Source organism: Azospirillum brasilense (assembly GCF_008365405.1).
Taxonomy (GTDB): domain Bacteria; phylum Pseudomonadota; class Alphaproteobacteria; order Azospirillales; family Azospirillaceae; genus Azospirillum; species Azospirillum brasilense_D.
The window spans coordinates 44689-61836 of the sequence record NZ_QOKV01000024.1 but is presented as its reverse complement, the minus strand read 5'-3'; the positions used below and the strand labels follow the sequence as shown (position 1 = coordinate 61836).

Here is a 17148-nt window from a genome sequence, read left to right as displayed (position 1 = left end):
TCGGTATCAGGCGTCGCCGGCCAGGGCGCGCAGCTCGGCCAGCCGGGCGGGGGCGAGCGGGATGCCGTCGCGCAGGGTGCGGGCGCGGCGGGCGTAGCGGCGCTCGCCCGGCATGCGGTCCTGCCCCGCTTCCTTCACCTCGCCGATGAGGCCGGCGACGCGGTCGGCGAAGGCGCCGGTGCCGCCGCGCTCCGGGTCGATGACGATGAAGAGCTGGCCGGTGCAGGGCGTCTCGGCGCCGGGATGGGCCGACCAGTCCACCTCGCGCGAGTATTTGCCGCCGGTCAGCGCCGCCGCCAGCACCTCGATCATAAAGGCGATGGAGCCGCCCTTGTGACCGCCGAAGGGCAGCAGGGCGCCGCCGTCGAGAACGGCCTTGGGGTCGGTGGTCGGCTTGCCGTCGCGGTCCACGCCGGAGCCGGCGGGGATGGCGTGCCCCTCGCGCGCCGCGATGCGCACGTCGCCGTTGGCCATGGAGCTGGCCGCCTGGTCGAACACCATCGGGTCGCCGCCGGCCACCGGGGTGGCGAAGGCCATCGGGTTGGTGCCGTAGACGGCGGCCTTGCCGCCCGGCGGCACGACGCAGGCGAAGCTGTTGACGAAGGAGAGCGCCACCAGCCCCTCCCGCGCGAAGGGCTCGACGTCCGGCCACAGGGCGCTGAAATGGTGGGAGTTGCGGATCGCCATCACAGCGATGCCGCTCTCGCGCACCATCTCCAGGAAACGGCCGCGGGCGGCCAGGAAAGCGGGCTGGGCGAAACCGTTGGCGGCGTCGACGCGCAGGAAGGCGGGGCCGGCCTCCTCCACCGTCGGTTCGGCCCGCCCGTCCACCCAGCCGCTCTTCAGCGAGCCGACGTAGCCGGGAATGCGGAACACGCCGTGGCTGGTGGAGCCGTCGCGCTCGCAGGACGCGCAATTCTCCGCCAGGATCGCCGCCACCCGCTCCGACGTGCCGTGGTGCCGGAAGATGCGCTCCAGCAGCGCCACCAGATCGGCGAAGGCGACCGGCGTCCCGGTTTCCGCGGTCTGGGCGAAGGCCGCGGCGGCACGGCGGCTGGGGGTCTGGTCACTCATGCTCGTCCCTTCCGGTTCTCGTGTTCTTCTTGCGGGCGCCCCGGACTCTTGCCGGTCCGCTGGTCGCCGGGCGCACCATAGCGCGCGGCGGCGGCAGGGGCGAAAGGGAATGGCATCCGCGCGTCCGCAATCGACCCGTGGGACGTGGGATTGAAGGGACGCCTTCGTTTGTAATCCTGAATATGCGTATATATAACCAACTGACTTTGTTGGCGAATCAGACGGCGCTGGGGAACCATGACGCCGCCGGGGCCGTTGTCTGGGGGCCTGCCGGCCAGCGGCGCATCCGCGGGTCGCTACGGTGCTCCGGCACGGAGGAGCGGCAAATTGCCGCGTTCATAGCCACGCGGGCGTGAAAGCGCGTGGAATCAGCCCTGCCATGCTTCCGGTGGGTGTTGACGGGCGGATGCTGCGGTGCACAATAAACAACGAACCGGACGAGCCCATGAAATGCTTGTCCTGGATCAACGTCACGGGCCTGCGTTCCTGTCAAACAGATGGGGACATTGCAGACGCCGGTTGCAGCGGTTGAGTGTTTTGTAGAGGGGCCACGATGCGCGATCATTCCAGCCGTCACGGTGAGTCCGGTTTCGATTCCGGAGTCCTCTGGGGAACCTCCATCGCTGGCATCGCTCTGTCCGGCCTCATGGCGGTCACCTGGAATCCCGCGGACGCCTCGTCGTCCGGACCGGCCTCGGCCATCATCGACCGCGGCGCCCACCAGCTCGACCACGCCGCCTGCACGGAGGCGCTGTCCACCCTGCTGGCCCGCTTCCGCGACAACCCGGAGGTCCTGTGGGTCTGGGTGGAGCAGAGCGTTCCGTCGGGCCACGGGCTGGTCGTCCGCACCAAGGCCACCTCCGTGTCGCCCGATGCCCCGCGGCCCTATGCCTTCCGTCCCAACGCCGCCGTGAATCCGGAGCAGGCCTGCGGCTTCTCCAGCAATTCCGTCCATGCGCTGTCGATGGGTGGCGTCGCCCAGCCCTACGAGGTGACCGCTCCCGATCCCTGGAGCGCGGCCGCCGGTCCATAAGGCTCGGAACGATCGTCGCGGCAGGCGTCGGGTTTGGGCGTCAGGCTCTGACCGCCCGCCGGATCTTCTTCTGGACATACATGGCGGCGTCGGCGGCGCGCAGCGCGTCGTCGGGCGTCGTGGCGCCAGGATCGGCGCTGACCACCCCGACGCTCGCCCCCGGATAATCGAAGGCGCAGCCCTTCAAGCGGTACCCGCCGCGGATCAGCGGCACCACCCGGTCACGCAGCGCGCCGGCGGCCTCATCCCCCTCGGCACCGGGCGTGGCGCCCATGCCGACGATGATGAACTCGTCGCCGCCCAGCCGGCCCAGCGTGTCCCCCGCCCGCAGCCCCGCGCCGATGCGCTGCCCCACCTCGGTCAGGAATTCGTCGCCGGCCTCGTGCCCGTGGGTGTCGTTGATCGCCTTGAAGCCGTCCAGGTCGATGAAGCCGATCAGCACGCTTTGGCCGGCCCGCTCGGCCATGGCGAACAGCCGGTGCAGTTCCGCGACCACGGCGCGCCGGTTCGGCAGGCCGGTCAGCGCGTCGGTGTAGGAATAGGATTCCAGCGCCGCGTTCAATTCCCGGAACTGGGTCAGAAGCTGCTCGCGCTGCACATGGAGGGCGATCAGCGAGGCGAACAGGCGCAGCACCTGCTCCCCCTTGGGCGTCAGCGGCTTGCGCTCCGAACTTGCGGCGCAGAGCGTGCCGAACAGGCTGCCGTCGTCGAGATGGACGGGCGTGCTGACGTAGGTCTGAATGCCCAGCGCCGCCGCCGCCTCGGAATCGCCCCAGCAGCTGGGCACGTCGTCGGTGTAGAGCTTCCCTTCGTCGAGCGCCCGCTTGCACAGCGTGCCTTCCCACGGAACGGCCAGCCCTTCGGGAATGGTCAGGGTCTTGGTGTTGCAGGAGAAGAGAATGCGCTGGATGCCGTGTTCCAGCTCGATCCGGGTGAGGTAGGTCGCCTCCAACTCCGTCACCAGTTCCAGGAGCGACAGAAGGGGCCGGGTCAGGTCTTCCACGGTCTTCGCCGACGAAAGGGTGTCGGTGAGTTGAGCAAACAGTTCGTCGGCCATGCGGTCAGTCACTCTAAAAACAGGCGCGTCATCCCCGCATCGCGTGTGGGAACGCAGTTTCATGTCCGGTAACGGGAATTTTTATTAAAACCCACAATAACAAAAGGGCGATTGTAAGGCAACGGACGAATAATTCCGCATCCGTGATGGTGCCGCCGGGTCCCGGTGGGAGTCCTGTGCCGAAAAATTCCGCATGGTGGCGTTTGACCGGGCAGGCCGTCGCGGAGTAACCCTTGCCCGGCAACCACCGATACGGGAACCGCAGTTCATGACAGCCCCGCGCGACCGGGTGCTGGACGTCCACGACCGTCCGCCCCCGGCCACCTTCCTCCTGCTCAGCCTCCAGCACCTGTTCGCCATGTTCGGCGCCAACGTGCTGGTGCCGATCCTCACCGGCCTCGATCCGTCGGTGGCGCTCGTCACCAGCGGTCTGGGCACCCTGATCTATCTGGCCTTCACCAAATGGCGGCTGCCCGCCTATCTGGGCTCCTCCTTCGCCTTCATCGGCCCGATCGTCGCCGCCACGCAGATCGGCGGGACCGGCGGCGCGCTGGTCGGGGCCTGCGCGGCGGGGGCCGTCTATGTGGCGGTCGCCCTGCTGATCCGCGCCTTCGGCGTGCGCTGGCTGCTGGCCATCCTGCCGCCCATCGTGGTCGGGCCGGTGATCGTGGTGATCGGCCTCGGCCTCGCCTCGGTCGCCGTCGGCATGGCGCAGAACACCGCGGGCGGCGGCGAGTACAGCCTGCCGCACTTCCTGCTGGCGCTGGCGACGCTGGGCAGCATCTTCCTCTACTCCATCGTGCTGCGCGGCTTCTTCACGGTGGTGCCGATCCTGCTGGGCATCCTGACCGGTTATGTGCTGGGCGTGGTCTTCGGCATGGTGGACTTCGGACCGGTCGCCGCGGCTCCCTTCCTGCGGATGCCCGACTTCCACCTGCTGTTCTCCGATATGAAGGAGGGCGTCTCGGCCTGGGCGATGATCCTGCTGGTGGCCCCGGTTGCGCTGGTCACCATCGCCGAGCACATCGGTGGGCAGATCGTGCTGAGCCGCGTCGTGGGCCGCAACTTCATCGCCGATCCGGGCCTGCACCGCTCGGTGTTCGGCGACGGCGTGGCGACCATGGTGGCGGGCGCGCTGGGCGGTCCCCCGGCGACGACCTACGGCGAGAACATCGGCGTTCTGGCGGTGACCCGGGTGTTCAGCGTGTGGGTGATCGGCGGTGCGGCGGCGCTCGCCATCATCCTCGGCTTCGTGGGCAAGCTGTCGGCCTTCCTGTCCAGCATCCCCACGGCGGTGATGGGCGGCGTGTCCATCGCCCTGTTCGGCGTCATCGCCTCCTCGGGCATCCGCACGCTGATCGAGGGCAAGGTGGATCTGGGCGACAAGCGCAACCTGCTGATCTCCTCGACCATCCTGGTGATCGGCATCGGCGGCGCGTCGCTGAAGTTCGGCGACGGCGGCTTCGTCGTCTCCTCGATGGCGCTGGCGGCGCTGATGGGCGTCGTCCTGAACGCGGTCCTGCCGGGCCGCGGCACCGGCGGCGACGCCGAGGCCATCCTGTCCTCCGACCACATCTGAGGACCCTATCGCGGCCGGCCAAGGCGGAGTTCCCCCTGGGGAACTCCGCCTTTTTCATTCCCCGACCTCTTTACTCCCCAACCTCGCCCGTCAGGATCGCGTCGATCCGCCCGACCAGCTCGTCGATCCGGTAGGGCTTCGCCAGCACCGGGATGCCGGTGGCTCGGGCGATGTCCTCGCTGTAGCCGGTCGCCAGGATAACCGGCAGTCCGGGCCGCCGCTCGCGGGCTTCGCGGGCCAGGTCGATGCCGCTCATCCCGCCGGGCATCACCACGTCGCTCAGCAGAACGTCGACCCCGTCGTCCGACAGGTGGGGCAGCGCCTCCTCGGCGTTGGCGGCGGACAGCACGGCGAACCCCGCGTCCTCCAGCGCGGTGCTGACCGTCATGGCGACGATGGGGTCGTCCTCCACCACGAGGACGCGGCCATGACGCCGCGCGCCACCCGACGGCGGCACAATGGCGGCGGGAAGAGCGGGTTCCTCCGCCGGAGCCACGCCGGAGCGGCGGAGCAGCAGATGCACCGTGGTGCCCCGGTCCGGCGCGCTGTCGATCCAGGCGGTGCCGCCGGTCTGCCGGGCGAGGCCGTAGACCTGGGCCAGCCCCAGCCCCGTCCCCTTGCCGAGGTCCTTCGTCGTGAAGAACGGCTCGAAGGCGCGGATGGCCACCGCGGCGGGCATGCCGCAGCCGGTGTCCGACACGGACAGGCGCAGGAACTCGCCCTCCACCCCCCGCGGATCGCCGTGGGGAAACACGGCGTTGACCGCCTCCACCGTCAGCCGTCCGCCGGCCGGCATGGCGTCGCGCGCGTTGACGGCGAGATTGATGACCGCCAGCTCGAACTGGGTCGGGTCGACCTCGACGGGCCAGAGATCGTCGCCGAGGCGGAGGTCCAGCGCGATGTCGGCCCGCAGAGCCCGTTCCAGCAGAGCCGACATGGCGAGCACCCGGTCACGCACCCCGATGGATTCCGGACGCAGGCTGTCGCGCCGGGCGAAGGCCATGAGCTGCTGCACCAGCTTGGCCCCGCGCCCCACCGCCTGCTGCCCGGCGTCGAGCAGGGCGTGGACCTGCGGCTCCTCGGTGCGGCGCCCGATCATCGACAGGCAGCCTTCCAGCGCCTGGAGCAGGTTGTTGAAGTCGTGCGCCACGCCGCCGGTCAACTGGCCGACCGCCTCCATCTTCTGGGACTGGCGAAGCTGGTCCTCGGCCTGTCGCAGGGCGGCGTCGGCCTCTTTCTGCGCGGTGATGTCGCGGCCCACGGCGTGGATGAAGCGGTCGTCCGGCACGGCGACCCAGGACAGCCAGAGATAATGACCATCCTTGTGGCGGTAGCGGTTTTCGAAGCGCGGCGTGATGTGCCCGGCGCCCAGCCGCGCCGCCTCGGCCCGCGTGCGCTCCAGGTCGTCCGGATGCACGAGGTCGAGGAAGCTGCGCGTCGCCAGCTCCTCCTCCGACCATCCCAGCAGGGTGGTCCAGGCCGGATTGACGGCGCTGATGGAGCCGTCGAAGCGCGCCACCAGCATGACGTCGGTGGACAGGCGCCACATGCGGTCGCGGTCGGCGGTGCGTTCGGCGACGCGCTGCTCCAGCGTGGCGTTCAGGTCGCGCAGCGCGTCCTCGGCCCGCTTGGCCTCGGTGACGTCGCTGCCTTCGCAGAAGATCCCGGTCACCCGCCCGTCGGCGTCCTTGATCGGCTGGTAGATGAAGGTGATGAAGCGTTCCTCGACGGGCGCGCCGGGTTGGCGGACGACCCGCACCGGCAGGGCGTGCCCGACGAAGGGCTTCCCGCTGTCGTAGACGCGGCCCAGCAGCTCGAAGAAGCCCTGCCCGGCGACCTCCGGCATGGCCTCGTGCACCGGCTTGCCGATCAGGGGGCGGTCGCCGACCAGTTGCCGGTAGGAGTCGTTGGCCAGTTCGAACACATGGTCCGGGCCGCGCAGCACACACATGAAGTTGGGCGCCTGCCGGAACAGGGTGCGCATCTGCTCCCCCTCCGCGGCCAGCCGGGCGTTGGCGCGGCGCAGCGACTCCTCGGCCTGGGCGCGCTCCAGGGCGGACCATGTGCGCTCCGCCACCTCCTCGACCAGCCGGACCTCGTCCGGGTGCCAGCGCCGTGCCTTGCGGTCGTGGATGTAGAGGGCGGCGACCATCCGCCCGTTCTTCACCAGACTGGTGGTGATGGCGGAGGCGATGTTCAGCCCAGCGAAGGCGGCCTGCCGGTCCGGCGCGGCGAAGCGCGGGTCCGCAGTGGCGTCGTGGATGGTCAGTGTCCCGCCGCCGCGCAGCGTGTCCAGAAGCTCCGGCCCGAAGCTCAGCAGGTCATGGGTGCCGGCCTGATGGTCGACGCTGCCGTCGGTCCAGTTCCGCTCCGTCGTGAAGAAGCGGGCGGTCTCGTCCATCACGCCGTAACCGACGCGGCTGACCCCCAGGTGGCGACCCAGAGCCTCCGCCGCCGCCGCGGCCACGGCGAACGGGTTGGAGAGCTGACGCAGCCGGGATTCCAGCTCGAGATGAAAGGCGGTGCGCCGGGTGGCGAGCACCTGGGCGGTCGTCTCGACGACGGCGCAAAACATTCCCGGAATGCGCCCGTCCTCGCCCCGCACCGGGGTGTAGGAGAAGGTGAACCAGGCGTCCTCGCGGAAGCCCCGGCGCTCCATCGGGATCAGAAGATCCTCGTACCAGGAGGCCTCGCCGGACAGCGTGCGGTCGACCAGCGGCTTGATCTGGGGCCAGATGTCCCACCACACCTCGGCGAAGGGGCGGCCGAGCGCCTCCGGGTGCTTGGCCCCGAAGATCGGCACATAGCCGTCGTTGTAGAGGAAGGACAGCTCCGGCCCCCAGGCCACGAACATCGCCTGCCGGGAGGAGAGGACGACGCTGACGATGGTGCGCAGGCTCTGCGGCCAGCTCTCCGGCGGGCCAAGCGCCGTGGATGCCCAGTCGTGGGAGCGCATCCGCTCTCCCATCTCGCCCCCGCCGGACAGGAAATCCAGGTCGCCGCCAATCACCGGGCCGCCAATCACCGGCAGGTCGGTCATGCGCCGGCTCCGCGGATTTCGCACGGAATAAGAGTGTGAATTGCAAAGATGCTGTCGTCGGTCGTGGCTTTCATCGAGCTTTCGGGCCGAGGCGAGGTTGCGTCTGGTGTCTTAACACACAACGCCCGGAAAGATAGCTCGTCGAAGGGCGGTTTTCCCTAACCGTTCTGGCTGATGCGGCCCCCGCGCCACGGTGCGGGGGCCGTCATCTACTCCGCCGCGAAGCCCTGCGCCTGGAGCTGCCACAGGGAGTTGAACAGGCCGCCACGCCGCCGCAGCTCCGTGGGGTGTCCGTCCTCGGCGATGCGGCCGTCCACCAGGACCAGAACGCGGTCGAAGGCCGAAACCGTGGACAGGCGGTGCGCCACCGCGACCACCGTCCGCCCCTGGGCCAGATCGGCCAGCGCCGCCTGGATCTCCTGCTCCGACTGGGTGTCCAGGGCGGAGGTCGCCTCGTCGAGGATCAGGATCGGGGCGTTTTTCAGGAAGGCGCGGGCGATGCCCAGCCGCTGCCGCTGTCCGCCCGACAGCCGCACGCCGCGTTCGCCGACCAGCGTGCCGTAGCCCTCCGGCAACTGCCGGATGAAGCCGTCGCAGAAGGCGTGGCGGGCGGCCTCGAACACCTCCTCGTCGCTGGCGTCGGGGCGGCCGTAGCGGATGTTCTCCAGGATCGGGCGGTGGAACAGCGCGATATCCTGGGGCACCACGGCGATCTTGGCCCGCAGGTCGTCCTGGGCCAGGGCGGTGAGCGGCTGACCGTCGATCCGGATGTCGCCGCGCTGCACGTCGTCCAACCGCTGGATCAGGCTGATGATGGTGGACTTGCCGGCCCCCGACGGCCCGACCAGCCCGACCTTCTGCCCGGCCGGGATGGTCAGGCTGAAATCCTCCAGGACCCGCCGCCCCTCGGGATAGCGGTAGGAGACCCGTTCGAACGCGATGGCGCCGCCGCCGGGCGTGGCGGGTTCGGCCGGCACCGGGTCGAGCACGTCGTGAGGGCGGGCGATCACCCGCAGGCTCTCGTCGATGGCGCTGACCTGCTGGGTGGCGGTGACCAGCGCGAAGGCGAGGTCGCGGGAGCCGTGCAGGATGCGGAAGGTCAGGGCGCTGACGATCACCACGTCGCCGGTGGTGATCGTGCCGTCCCGCCACAGCAGCAGCGCCCACAGCAGCATCGACCCGGCCATCACCCACAGGCAGACGTCATGGACGACGCGGGTCTTCTCCAGATGCATCCAACTCCGGCGGTGCGCCCCGGCCTCCACCGTGAAGGCCTGCCGCAGGCGCTCGCGCTCCCGCCCACGGGCGGAAAAGGCCTTCACCGTCCAGACGTTGGACACCACGTCGACCAGCTCGCCGTTGGTGCGGGCGGACTGTTCGGCGAAGGCGTGGTGCACCGTCCGGCCGCGCAGCCCCAGCCCGACGATGGCGACGGCGACCACCAGGGCGAACAGCACCAGCGCCGCCGCCATGCCCCAGTGGATGGTCAGCAGCACCAGCACCGCCCCCAGGAAGTCGGTGACCGGCGGGACGATGCTCCAGGTCAGCGTGCGGAAGATGGTGGTTGCCGCGTTCTCGGTGGCGGCGATGCGGTTTCCCAGCGACCCGGCGAGATGCTCCGAGAAGTAGCGCATCGAATGGCCGGTCAGGTGCCGGAACAGGTCCAGCCGCATGTCGACGCCGGTCGCCAGCACCGTCCGGCAGCCGAGCCAGCCGCCCAGCCGCCACAGCACGTTCTCCGCCGCGATGAAGCCCAGGAACAGGCCGAGCGGAGTCCAGACATCCGCCGCCGCCCGGTCGGGGGAGGCCATGGCGTCGATCAGCAGCTTCATCCCGTACTGCACGGCGACCGCACAGCCCGCCGCCGCCACGATCACCGAGAACAGCCCGCCGAACGACCAGGGCCGCCGCCGGATGTAATGCAGCAGGAAGCGGCCGGGACGGTCCGGGATGGTGTCCGTGTTCGAACCGCTCATTGAGCCGCCTGGAGTTCCGGCTGGTCGAACTGGGGCTGGCCGAGCAGCGCGCCGATGCGGGCCTGCCCGCGCTCCAACGCGGCGGCCAGCGGTCGATGGAGGCAACGCCCGCCCTGCTCGTCGCACAGGCCGTAGAGGCCGGTCTCGCAGTGGCGCTCGTTGGCCCAGCCCGGATAGTCGAGGATCGGGTAGAGGCAGATCCCCTCCACCGGCACATCGGCGCGCAGGGCCGTGACCACCTCCTCCGTCACATAGTCGAGCCAGGGCACGCGGGCGTCGCCCTCGGCTCCCGTCTCGGCCACCAGGACCGGGCGGCCGTAGCGCTGGTGCACCTCCGCCAGGATGTCGGCGAAGGGGCGATAGCGCGGGTCGTCCCGTCCAATGGTGCCGCCCTTCAGGAACCACTGGTTGTCGGAGTAGTAGTTGACGCCGATCACGTCCAGATACTCCGGCTTGCCGCCGAGTCCCGGCCAGGCGTAGCCGCCGATCATGTCCCACGCCTCGTACTGGGCCAGCCGGGCGGCCTCAGCGGCCCCGGCGTCGCCCTTGCGGTCGGGGCGGGGGAGGACGTGGATGACCGGATCGACCTGGACGATGCGGGCGCGCGGGTCGGCGGCGCGGATGGCGTCGATGGCCGCGATGCTTGCCCGCACGAGCTGGTGCTTCAGCTCGAACCCGCGACGCTCGGTCATCGGGTTGAAGCGCTTCATGTCGCCGCCGGCCCAGGCCCAGTAGGAGATTTCATTGACCGGACAATAGGCGGGCATCTCCACGCCCTCGTCGCGGAGCAAGGCTGCGGCGGCCCCGGCGAAGCGGGCGAAGCGCTCCACGAAGGCGGGCCGCCAGACGTCGATGTCGTCCGGCCAGCCGTAATGGCAGAGGTCCCAGATCACCTGGACCCCGGCTTCCCGCGCCGCCCGGACCATGGGGAGCAGGCTGGACCAGTCGTAGCGGCCCGGCGTGGTCTCGATCAGGTGCCAGCGCGCGCCGTCGCGCACGCTGCGCAGACCGTGGGCGGCCATGCGCTGATAGTCCTGCGCGGCCAGTCGGTCGTGACCGGTCGCCGCGATCAGGTCGAGCCGGCGCCCGTCATGCCGCCGGTGCGTCGAGCATTCGAAGCCGCCGAGGAAGACGCTGTCGAACAGGGTGGGGGAGTGCATGGGGAGCTCTGTGTTTTGGGCGTTCGGGGTGTTCGGAGTTCTGCCCCCTCCCTAACCCTCCCCCGCTTCGCAGGGGAGGGGATCAAGCTCCCTCTCCTGCAAAGCGGGGGAGGGAAGGGGCCCGCGGCGAAGCCGTGGGAAGGGTGGGGGCAAGGGCGCGCCTAATCCCCCATCCCCGCGACCCGCACCTCCCGCTCCGCGCCCAGCGAGCCGAAGGCCCGCGCGGCGGCGGCAAGACCGCGGCTCTGCTGCTCCTCCTTCTCCAGGCGAGCGTAAACCGCCAGCGCCTGCGCCACCACCTGATCCATGTTGTAGTAGCGGTAGGTGCCGAGCCGGCCCAGGAAGATCACGTCCGGGGTGTTGTCGGCCAGCGCCTGATACTTGCGGAACAGCTCCTGGTTCTCCGGGCGGGGGATCGGGTAGTAGGGATCGCCCTGCGCGGAGGGGTACTCGTAGGTGATGCTGGTCTTCGGGTGGCTTTGCCCGGTCAGGTGCTTGTACTCGGTGACGCGGGTGTAGGGCACCCCCTCCGACGGCTCGTTCACCACGGCGACGGGCTGGAACCACTCCCGGTCGACCGTCTCGTGCCGGAAGGTCAGGGAGCGGTAGGGCAGCTTGCCGAAACGGTGGCCGAAATATTCGTCGATCGGGCCGGTGAAGACGATGCGGTCGTAGGCGATCTCGTCGCGCACGTCGTCGAAATCGGTGTTCAGCATCACCTTGATGTTCGGGTGGTCGAGCATGCTCTCGAACATCCGCGTGTAGCCGTTCAGCGGCATCGCCTGGAAGCTGTCGCCGAAATAGCGGTCGTCGTCGTTGGTCCGCGTCGGCACGCGGGCGGTCACCGCCTTGTCGAGCTGCGACGGGTCGAGCCCCCACTGCTTGCGGGTGTAGCCGCGGAAGAACTTTTCGTACAGCTCCCGCCCGACCGCGCCGACCACCACGTCCTCCGACGTGCGGACGTCGGCGACCGGCTCCGCCCGGCTTTTCAGGAATTCCGCCACGCCGGCCTCGTCGAGGTCCAGACCGTAGAGCTGGTTGACCGTCGTCCGGTTGATCGGGATGGGGACGAGCCGTTCGTCCACCCGCGCCAGGACGCGGTGCTCGTAGGGGCGCCACTTGGTGAAGCGGGACAGATAGTCGGCGACCGGTTTGGCGTTGGTGTGGAAGATGTGCGGGCCATAGCGGTGGATCAGGACGCCGGCGTCGTCGTAGTGATCGTAGGCGTTGCCGCCGATGTGCGGGCGCCGGTCGATCAGCAGCACGCGCTTGTTCAGCCCCGCCGCCAGGCGTTCCGCCAGGACGCTCCCGGCGAAGCCCGCCCCGACGATCAGGTAGTCGAAGCCGGAGCGGCGGCCGGCGGCGCGCCCGTTGACGTGCTTGGCCGGGTGCCCGATCGGATGGATCGCCGGAGCCGGACGGTGGGCCGGCGGTGCGGCGCGTCCGCGCTGGCGGGCCTGCTCCATCAGCGCCGTCATGCGGCCCTGCGTCTTGTCCCAGGACATGTCGCGCAGGACATGGTCCGCGGTGGCGCGCAGCCGCTCCGGGTCGGCGGCGTCGGCCAGGGCGGCCGCGACGGCGGCGACGAAGTCCTCCGGCGCGTCGGCGATGCGCACGACGCCGCTGTCGCCATAGCCGCGCACCACGTCGGTGATCGAGGTGGAGACGACCGGGCGCCCGGCGGCCAGATATTCCGGCGTCTTGGTCGGGCTGATGAAGCGGGTGGACTCGTTGCGCGCGAAGGGCATCAGGGCGACGTCCCAGCCCGCCAGATAATGCGGCAGGTCGTCGTAGCTCTTCGGGCCGAGATAGTGGATGTTCGGGCGGCGGGGCAGGTCGGCCGGGTCGATCTTCACCACCGGGCCGACCAGGACGAACTGCCAGTCGGGCCGGGCCTCGGCGGCGGCGTCCAGCAGGGCGATGTCCAGCCGCTCGTCGATGACGCCGTAGAAGCCGAGCCGCGGGTGCGGGATGGCCGCCTGATCGGTGGGCTCCTCGACGATGCCGCGGGCGGCGGCGAAATGGGCGACGTCGACGCTGCTGGGGAAGGCGTGGGCGTTGGGGTGCAGGTTGCGCTTGGCCTCGTAGAGGCTGACGCCGCCGGTGAACACCACGTCGGCCCGCGCCATCAGCTGCCGCTCGCGCTCGACCAGTTCCGGGGGCGCGCCGTGGAAGGCCGACAGCTCGTCCATGCAGTCGTAGACCACCAGCGCCCCGCGCAGATGGCCGGACAGGCCGAGGCTCATCGGCGTGTAGTACCAGAGGATCGGGTCGGTCACCCCCTCCTCGGCCAGATAGCGATCGAGCAGCTGGCGCTGGGCGGTGACGGCCACCTCGCCGTCCATGCCGGCGGGGAGGCGGGGCACCAGGACATGGACCCCCTCGTCCTCGCGCACGTCCAGCCAGGGTTCCGGCGTGTCGTTGTGAATCGGCTCCTCGACGAACAGCACGCGGTGGTCGCGTGCGAATCGCGACATAAGATGTTGTGGGCGCTGATAAACGAAGCTCCAGCGCAGGTGTGAAAAGCAGATCAGGGTCTGCGATGGGGTGTCGATGGTGTTGGAATGCGGAGAGTCGGCGGTCGGACGTGTTCTTTTTCGGTTTCTGCCGATTGGGAACTGGTGTTGGCCGGCCCAACTCATGTTTCCATCCTCTCTTAAGTGACATATCGTCGGGGTGCCGCTGGAAATTCGCCACGAATACAGCGGATTTTCGCGGCGCAGCGGAGTGACGTCGCAAACCGGAAACCAATAACGGGGTCGGCAGAGGTGGGTTCCGTGACAGAAATGCGCTGCGGAAAACGGTTCCCCATATTTTCAACACTCGTTCTTTTGCGCCGGGTTGGCTGGGGTAAGCGCATATTTCAGCGGGCGGGGGTGGTATCCGAGGAAGACTGCGCGTTTCCAGTACTTTTCGATGCGCACGAATTTGGCGATGTTTCTCCCTCTTCACTCGACCTGACCGAGTAGCGCCTTCCGGAAATTAGTGCGCATTACGGATTTTCCGTTCATAGTGCATTCAAGGGGTCGGGGAAGTTTGGAAGGAGACGAGGGATGTGCCGAATTTTTGCCGGTCAGGACCCGGAGCGCTTCCGCATGGTAACCCGGCGGGTCCGCCTCAGCGGTCATTCGACAAGCGTCTGTCTGGAAGCGGCCTTCTGGGACGCGCTGGAGGAAATCGCGGCGATGCAGGGCGTGTCGCTTGGCCGCTTCTTGTCGAAATTGCACGATGAAGTCTTGGCCCGCGGGGTGGAGCGGCGCAACTTCGCCGGCCTGCTGCGCTGCGCCTGCCTGACCTACGCCCAGGAGGTGAAGGGCCACCGTCCTTGCGTGGAGGAACTGGAGCGGGAGGCACGCACCGATTTCGCCGCCGTCGCCGCCGCCGTCCTTCCGGCGGGAATTCCAGCGTCCTTCGCCGCTCCGGAAAAGGAACGCGAGACGGCCTGAGCGCAAAAGAATGCCCCCCTCCTCCATTCGGAAGAGAGGGGCAGACGAGAGCGCGGCGTCCCGAATAATGGGACAGAACAGCGGTCAGATCGCGTTCCTGGCCATTTGGCCGGCGATGTAGTCGGCTTGTCGCAGCGCCAGCGCGACGATGGTCAGGGTGGGATTCTCGGCGCCGCCGGTGGTGAACTGCGAGCCGTCGGAGACGAACAGGTTCGCCACGTCGTGGGTCTGGCCCCACTTGTTCACCACGCCGTCGCGCGCCTTCTCGCTCATCCGGTTGGTCCCGAGATTGTGGGTGGACGGGTAGGGCGGCGTCGGGAAGCTGCGGGTCGCCCCCACCGATTCATACAGCGCCATGCCCTGCCGGTAGGCGTGCTGGCGCATGGCGACGTCGTTGGGGTGGTCGTCGAAATGGACGTTGGGGACGGGCATCCCGTACTTGTCCTTCTTGTCGGCGTGCAGGGTGATGCGGTTGCTTTCCTGCGGCATGTCCTCGCCGACCAGCCACATGCCGGCCATATGGTCGTAGCCGTCGAGGGCCGAGGTGAATTCCCGCCCCCAGGCGCCGGGATCGAGGAAGGCGGCCATGAAGGGCAGGCCGAGCGACAGGGTTTCGATCTCGTAGCCGCCGACGAAGCCGCGGTCGGGCTTGTTCTTCGCCTCGTCGCGGATGATGCCGGCCATGGTGGTGCCGCGGTGCATGCGCACCGGCTTCTCGAACACGCCGTAGACCGAGCCGGTCATGTGCCGCATGTAGTTCCGCCCCACCTGTCCGGAGGAGTTGGCGAGACCGTCCGGGAACATCGAGGACGCGGAGTTCAGCAGCAGCCGGGGGCTTTCGATGGAGTTGCCGGCCACCGCGACGATGCGGGCCTTCTGGCGCTGGATCGCCCCGTCCTTGTCGGCGTAGACGACGCCGGTCACCTTGCCCTTGGCGTCATGCTCGATCTTCAGCACCTGGGCGTTGGCGCGGACCTCCAACTTGCCGGTTTCCTCGCCCTTGGGGATCTCGGCGATCAGGGTCGACCATTTCGCCCCGGACTTGCAGCCCTGGAAGCAGAAGCCGATCTGCTGGCAGGAGCCGCGTCCGTCGCGGGGCTCCGAGTTGATGGCCATGTTGCCGGTGTGGCACTCCGTGTAGCCCATCTTGTCGGCGCCGGCCTTCAGGACCTTGAAGTTGTTGTTGCCGGGCAGGCCGGGGATGCCGTTGGTCCGGGTGACGCCCATGCGGTCCTCCGCCTTGGCGTACCAGGGCTCCATCTCCTCCAGCGTGACCGGCCAGTCCAGCAGGTTGGCGCCCGCCACCTCGCCGTAGGTGGTGCGCGTCTTGAACTCGTGCGGCTGGAAGCGCAGGGCGGCACCCGCCCAGTGCACGGTGGAGCCGCCGACCGCCTTGACGATCCAGGCCGGCAGGCCGGGGAAGTCGCGCGACACCCGCCAGCTTCCCGAGGTGGTGCGCGGGTCGAGCCAGGAGATCTGGGCGAAGCTGGCCCATTCGTCGTTCTGGAAATCCTCCATGTTGTGGCGGCCGCCGGCTTCCAGGATCACCGTCTTGATGCCCTTCAGCGCCAGTTGGGTGCCCAGCGTGCCGCCGCCGGCCCCGGAGCCCACGATCACCACGACGCTGTCGTCGTTCAGGTCGAATTTCGCTGCCATGGCTGAAACATCCTTCCTGGGACGGTGGTCAGAGCCACTCGATGTCGTTGAATCCGCGGTCGATGTAGCCGCCCTTGGCCGCGCTCTCGCCCTCGTAGCCGAAGAGCGGCCAGACCTCCTGGTTGTTGTAGATTCCGGTCACCAGCCCGCCGCGCACCGTCTGGAAGAAGGGATCGGCCTCGATCTCGTGCAGCAGCCGGACCCGGTCGGCCTCCCAGCCGACCTCCGCGTAGGGCGCGTCGTGCTTGGCCTTGGCCAGCCGGTCGAGCTTCGCCATGCCGGACTCGTAGAGATCCTTCAGGGCGGCGTCGGCGGCCGCCTTCTCGTCCTGCGCCTTCATGGCGACGGCGTAGAAGCGGTCGGCCAGCCGGTCGTGCGGGTAGATGTCCCGCGACACCCGGATCAGCGAGCGCATGGTGTCGGGCGCCAGCGCCTTGGTTTCGTACCCCCAGGCCTCGCGCGGGCAGAGGATCGCCCCGCCCGACACCAGGATGGCCGTCGCCGCGGCGGCGGTGGCCGAGGCCGCCAGGAAGGCGCGCCGGTGCATGGTGGAGCTCGGGGCGGGTTTTGCTGTTGTGCTCGTCGGAGAACGCATGGCTTCCTCCCAAGACCGATTATGATTCTTGTTTCGGGTGTCGCGCTTTTGTCAGCGGTAGCGGCCGTGGCGCTGGAGGACCTCGATCTTGTAGCCGTCGGGGTCCTGGACAAAGAAGAAGCGGGCCATCAGCGCGCCGTCCCGCGCGAACTCCTTGATCGGGTTGGGGCCGTAGCCGAGCGCGGTGAAGCGCCGGTGCTCCCCGTCCAGATCCTCGACGCAGACGGCCAGATGGCCGTAGCCGTCGCCGTGGGCATAGGGTTCGCTGCGGCCGTGGTTGATGGTCAGCTCGATCTCGAAGTCGTTTTCGGCGTTGCGCAGATAGACCAGGGTGAAGCCGTCGAAGGCGTAGCGGTCGGCGCATTCCAGGCCGAACGCGCGGGCGTAGAAATCCCGCGACCGCTCCTCGTCGAGGACCCGGATCATCATGTGGATGGCCTTGGCCATGGGGGCTGGCTCCATTCCGGTTGGTGGCTCCAGCGTGAATATTAGGAACACGGATTGTTGGTGTGGCAGTAAGTATCTACTACAG

At 68.9% G+C, this 17148-nt stretch carries 12 protein-coding genes; 3 read left to right on the top strand and 9 right to left on the bottom strand.

The features are described 5' to 3' along the window. Window positions 1-6: 6 nt before the first annotated feature. The gene (locus DS837_RS26695; RefSeq protein WP_149167505.1) at window positions 7-1074 is read right to left on the bottom strand and encodes an Ldh family oxidoreductase; all 1068 of its coding nucleotides are present in this window, start codon (window positions 1072-1074) and stop codon (window positions 7-9) included. Window positions 1075-1627: 553 nt separating this feature from the next. On the opposite strand from DS837_RS26695, the gene DS837_RS26690 reads away from it, so the two are divergent. Then, window positions 1628-2107: a hypothetical protein gene (locus DS837_RS26690; protein WP_149167504.1), complete on the top strand. Its 480-nt coding sequence runs from the start codon at window positions 1628-1630 to the stop codon at window positions 2105-2107. 40 nt (window positions 2108-2147) lie between these two features. Here DS837_RS26690 and DS837_RS26685 read toward each other — a convergent pair whose 3' ends face one another. Continuing rightward, window positions 2148-3164 (bottom strand): sensor domain-containing diguanylate cyclase, encoded by a 1017-nt coding sequence (locus DS837_RS26685; RefSeq protein ID WP_149167503.1) that lies wholly within the window; start codon window positions 3162-3164, stop codon window positions 2148-2150. Window positions 3165-3432: 268 nt separating this feature from the next. Here DS837_RS26685 and DS837_RS26680 point away from each other — a divergent pair, with 268 nt between their 5' ends. Beyond that, window positions 3433-4743, top strand: a complete 1311-nt coding sequence (locus tag DS837_RS26680; RefSeq protein ID WP_149167502.1) for a solute carrier family 23 protein — start codon at window positions 3433-3435, stop codon at window positions 4741-4743. Window positions 4744-4813: 70 nt separating this feature from the next. Here the strand turns inward: DS837_RS26680 and DS837_RS26675 are convergent, their stop codons facing one another. The 4 genes from DS837_RS26675 to glf form a co-directional block, all read right to left on the bottom strand. Then, window positions 4814-7783 carry a PAS domain-containing protein gene (locus DS837_RS26675; RefSeq protein WP_149167501.1) on the bottom strand — a complete coding sequence of 990 codons (2970 nt, stop codon included), beginning with the start codon at window positions 7781-7783 and terminating at the stop codon, window positions 4814-4816. 209 nt (window positions 7784-7992) lie between these two features. After that, window positions 7993-9759: an ABC transporter ATP-binding protein gene (locus DS837_RS26670; protein ID WP_149167500.1), complete on the bottom strand. Its 1767-nt coding sequence runs from the start codon at window positions 9757-9759 to the stop codon at window positions 7993-7995. Continuing rightward, window positions 9756-10919, bottom strand: a complete 1164-nt coding sequence (locus DS837_RS26665; protein ID WP_149167499.1) for a glycoside hydrolase family 113 protein — start codon at window positions 10917-10919, stop codon at window positions 9756-9758. Before DS837_RS26665 ends, DS837_RS26670 begins: the two co-directional genes overlap by 4 nt. 161 nt (window positions 10920-11080) lie before the next feature. Next, entirely contained in the window at window positions 11081-13396 is a 2316-nt protein-coding gene (gene glf, locus DS837_RS26660; protein ID WP_149167498.1) for a UDP-galactopyranose mutase, read from the bottom strand. Between the two features lie 576 nt (window positions 13397-13972). On the opposite strand from glf, the gene DS837_RS26650 reads away from it, so the two are divergent. Beyond that, window positions 13973-14365 (top strand): ribbon-helix-helix domain-containing protein, encoded by a 393-nt coding sequence (locus DS837_RS26650; RefSeq protein WP_149167496.1) that lies wholly within the window; start codon window positions 13973-13975, stop codon window positions 14363-14365. Window positions 14366-14449: 84 nt separating this feature from the next. Here DS837_RS26650 and DS837_RS26645 read toward each other — a convergent pair whose 3' ends face one another. The 3 genes from DS837_RS26645 to DS837_RS26635 form a co-directional block, all read right to left on the bottom strand. Further along, window positions 14450-16021 (bottom strand): GMC family oxidoreductase, encoded by a 1572-nt coding sequence (locus DS837_RS26645; protein ID WP_149167495.1) that lies wholly within the window; start codon window positions 16019-16021, stop codon window positions 14450-14452. A gap of 28 nt (window positions 16022-16049) precedes the next feature. Next, window positions 16050-16568: a hypothetical protein gene (locus DS837_RS26640; protein ID WP_014200038.1), complete on the bottom strand. Its 519-nt coding sequence runs from the start codon at window positions 16566-16568 to the stop codon at window positions 16050-16052. Window positions 16569-16667: 99 nt separating this feature from the next. Further along, entirely contained in the window at window positions 16668-17063 is a 396-nt protein-coding gene (locus DS837_RS26635) for a VOC family protein (RefSeq protein WP_014200037.1), read from the bottom strand. Window positions 17064-17148: the final 85 nt, after the last annotated feature.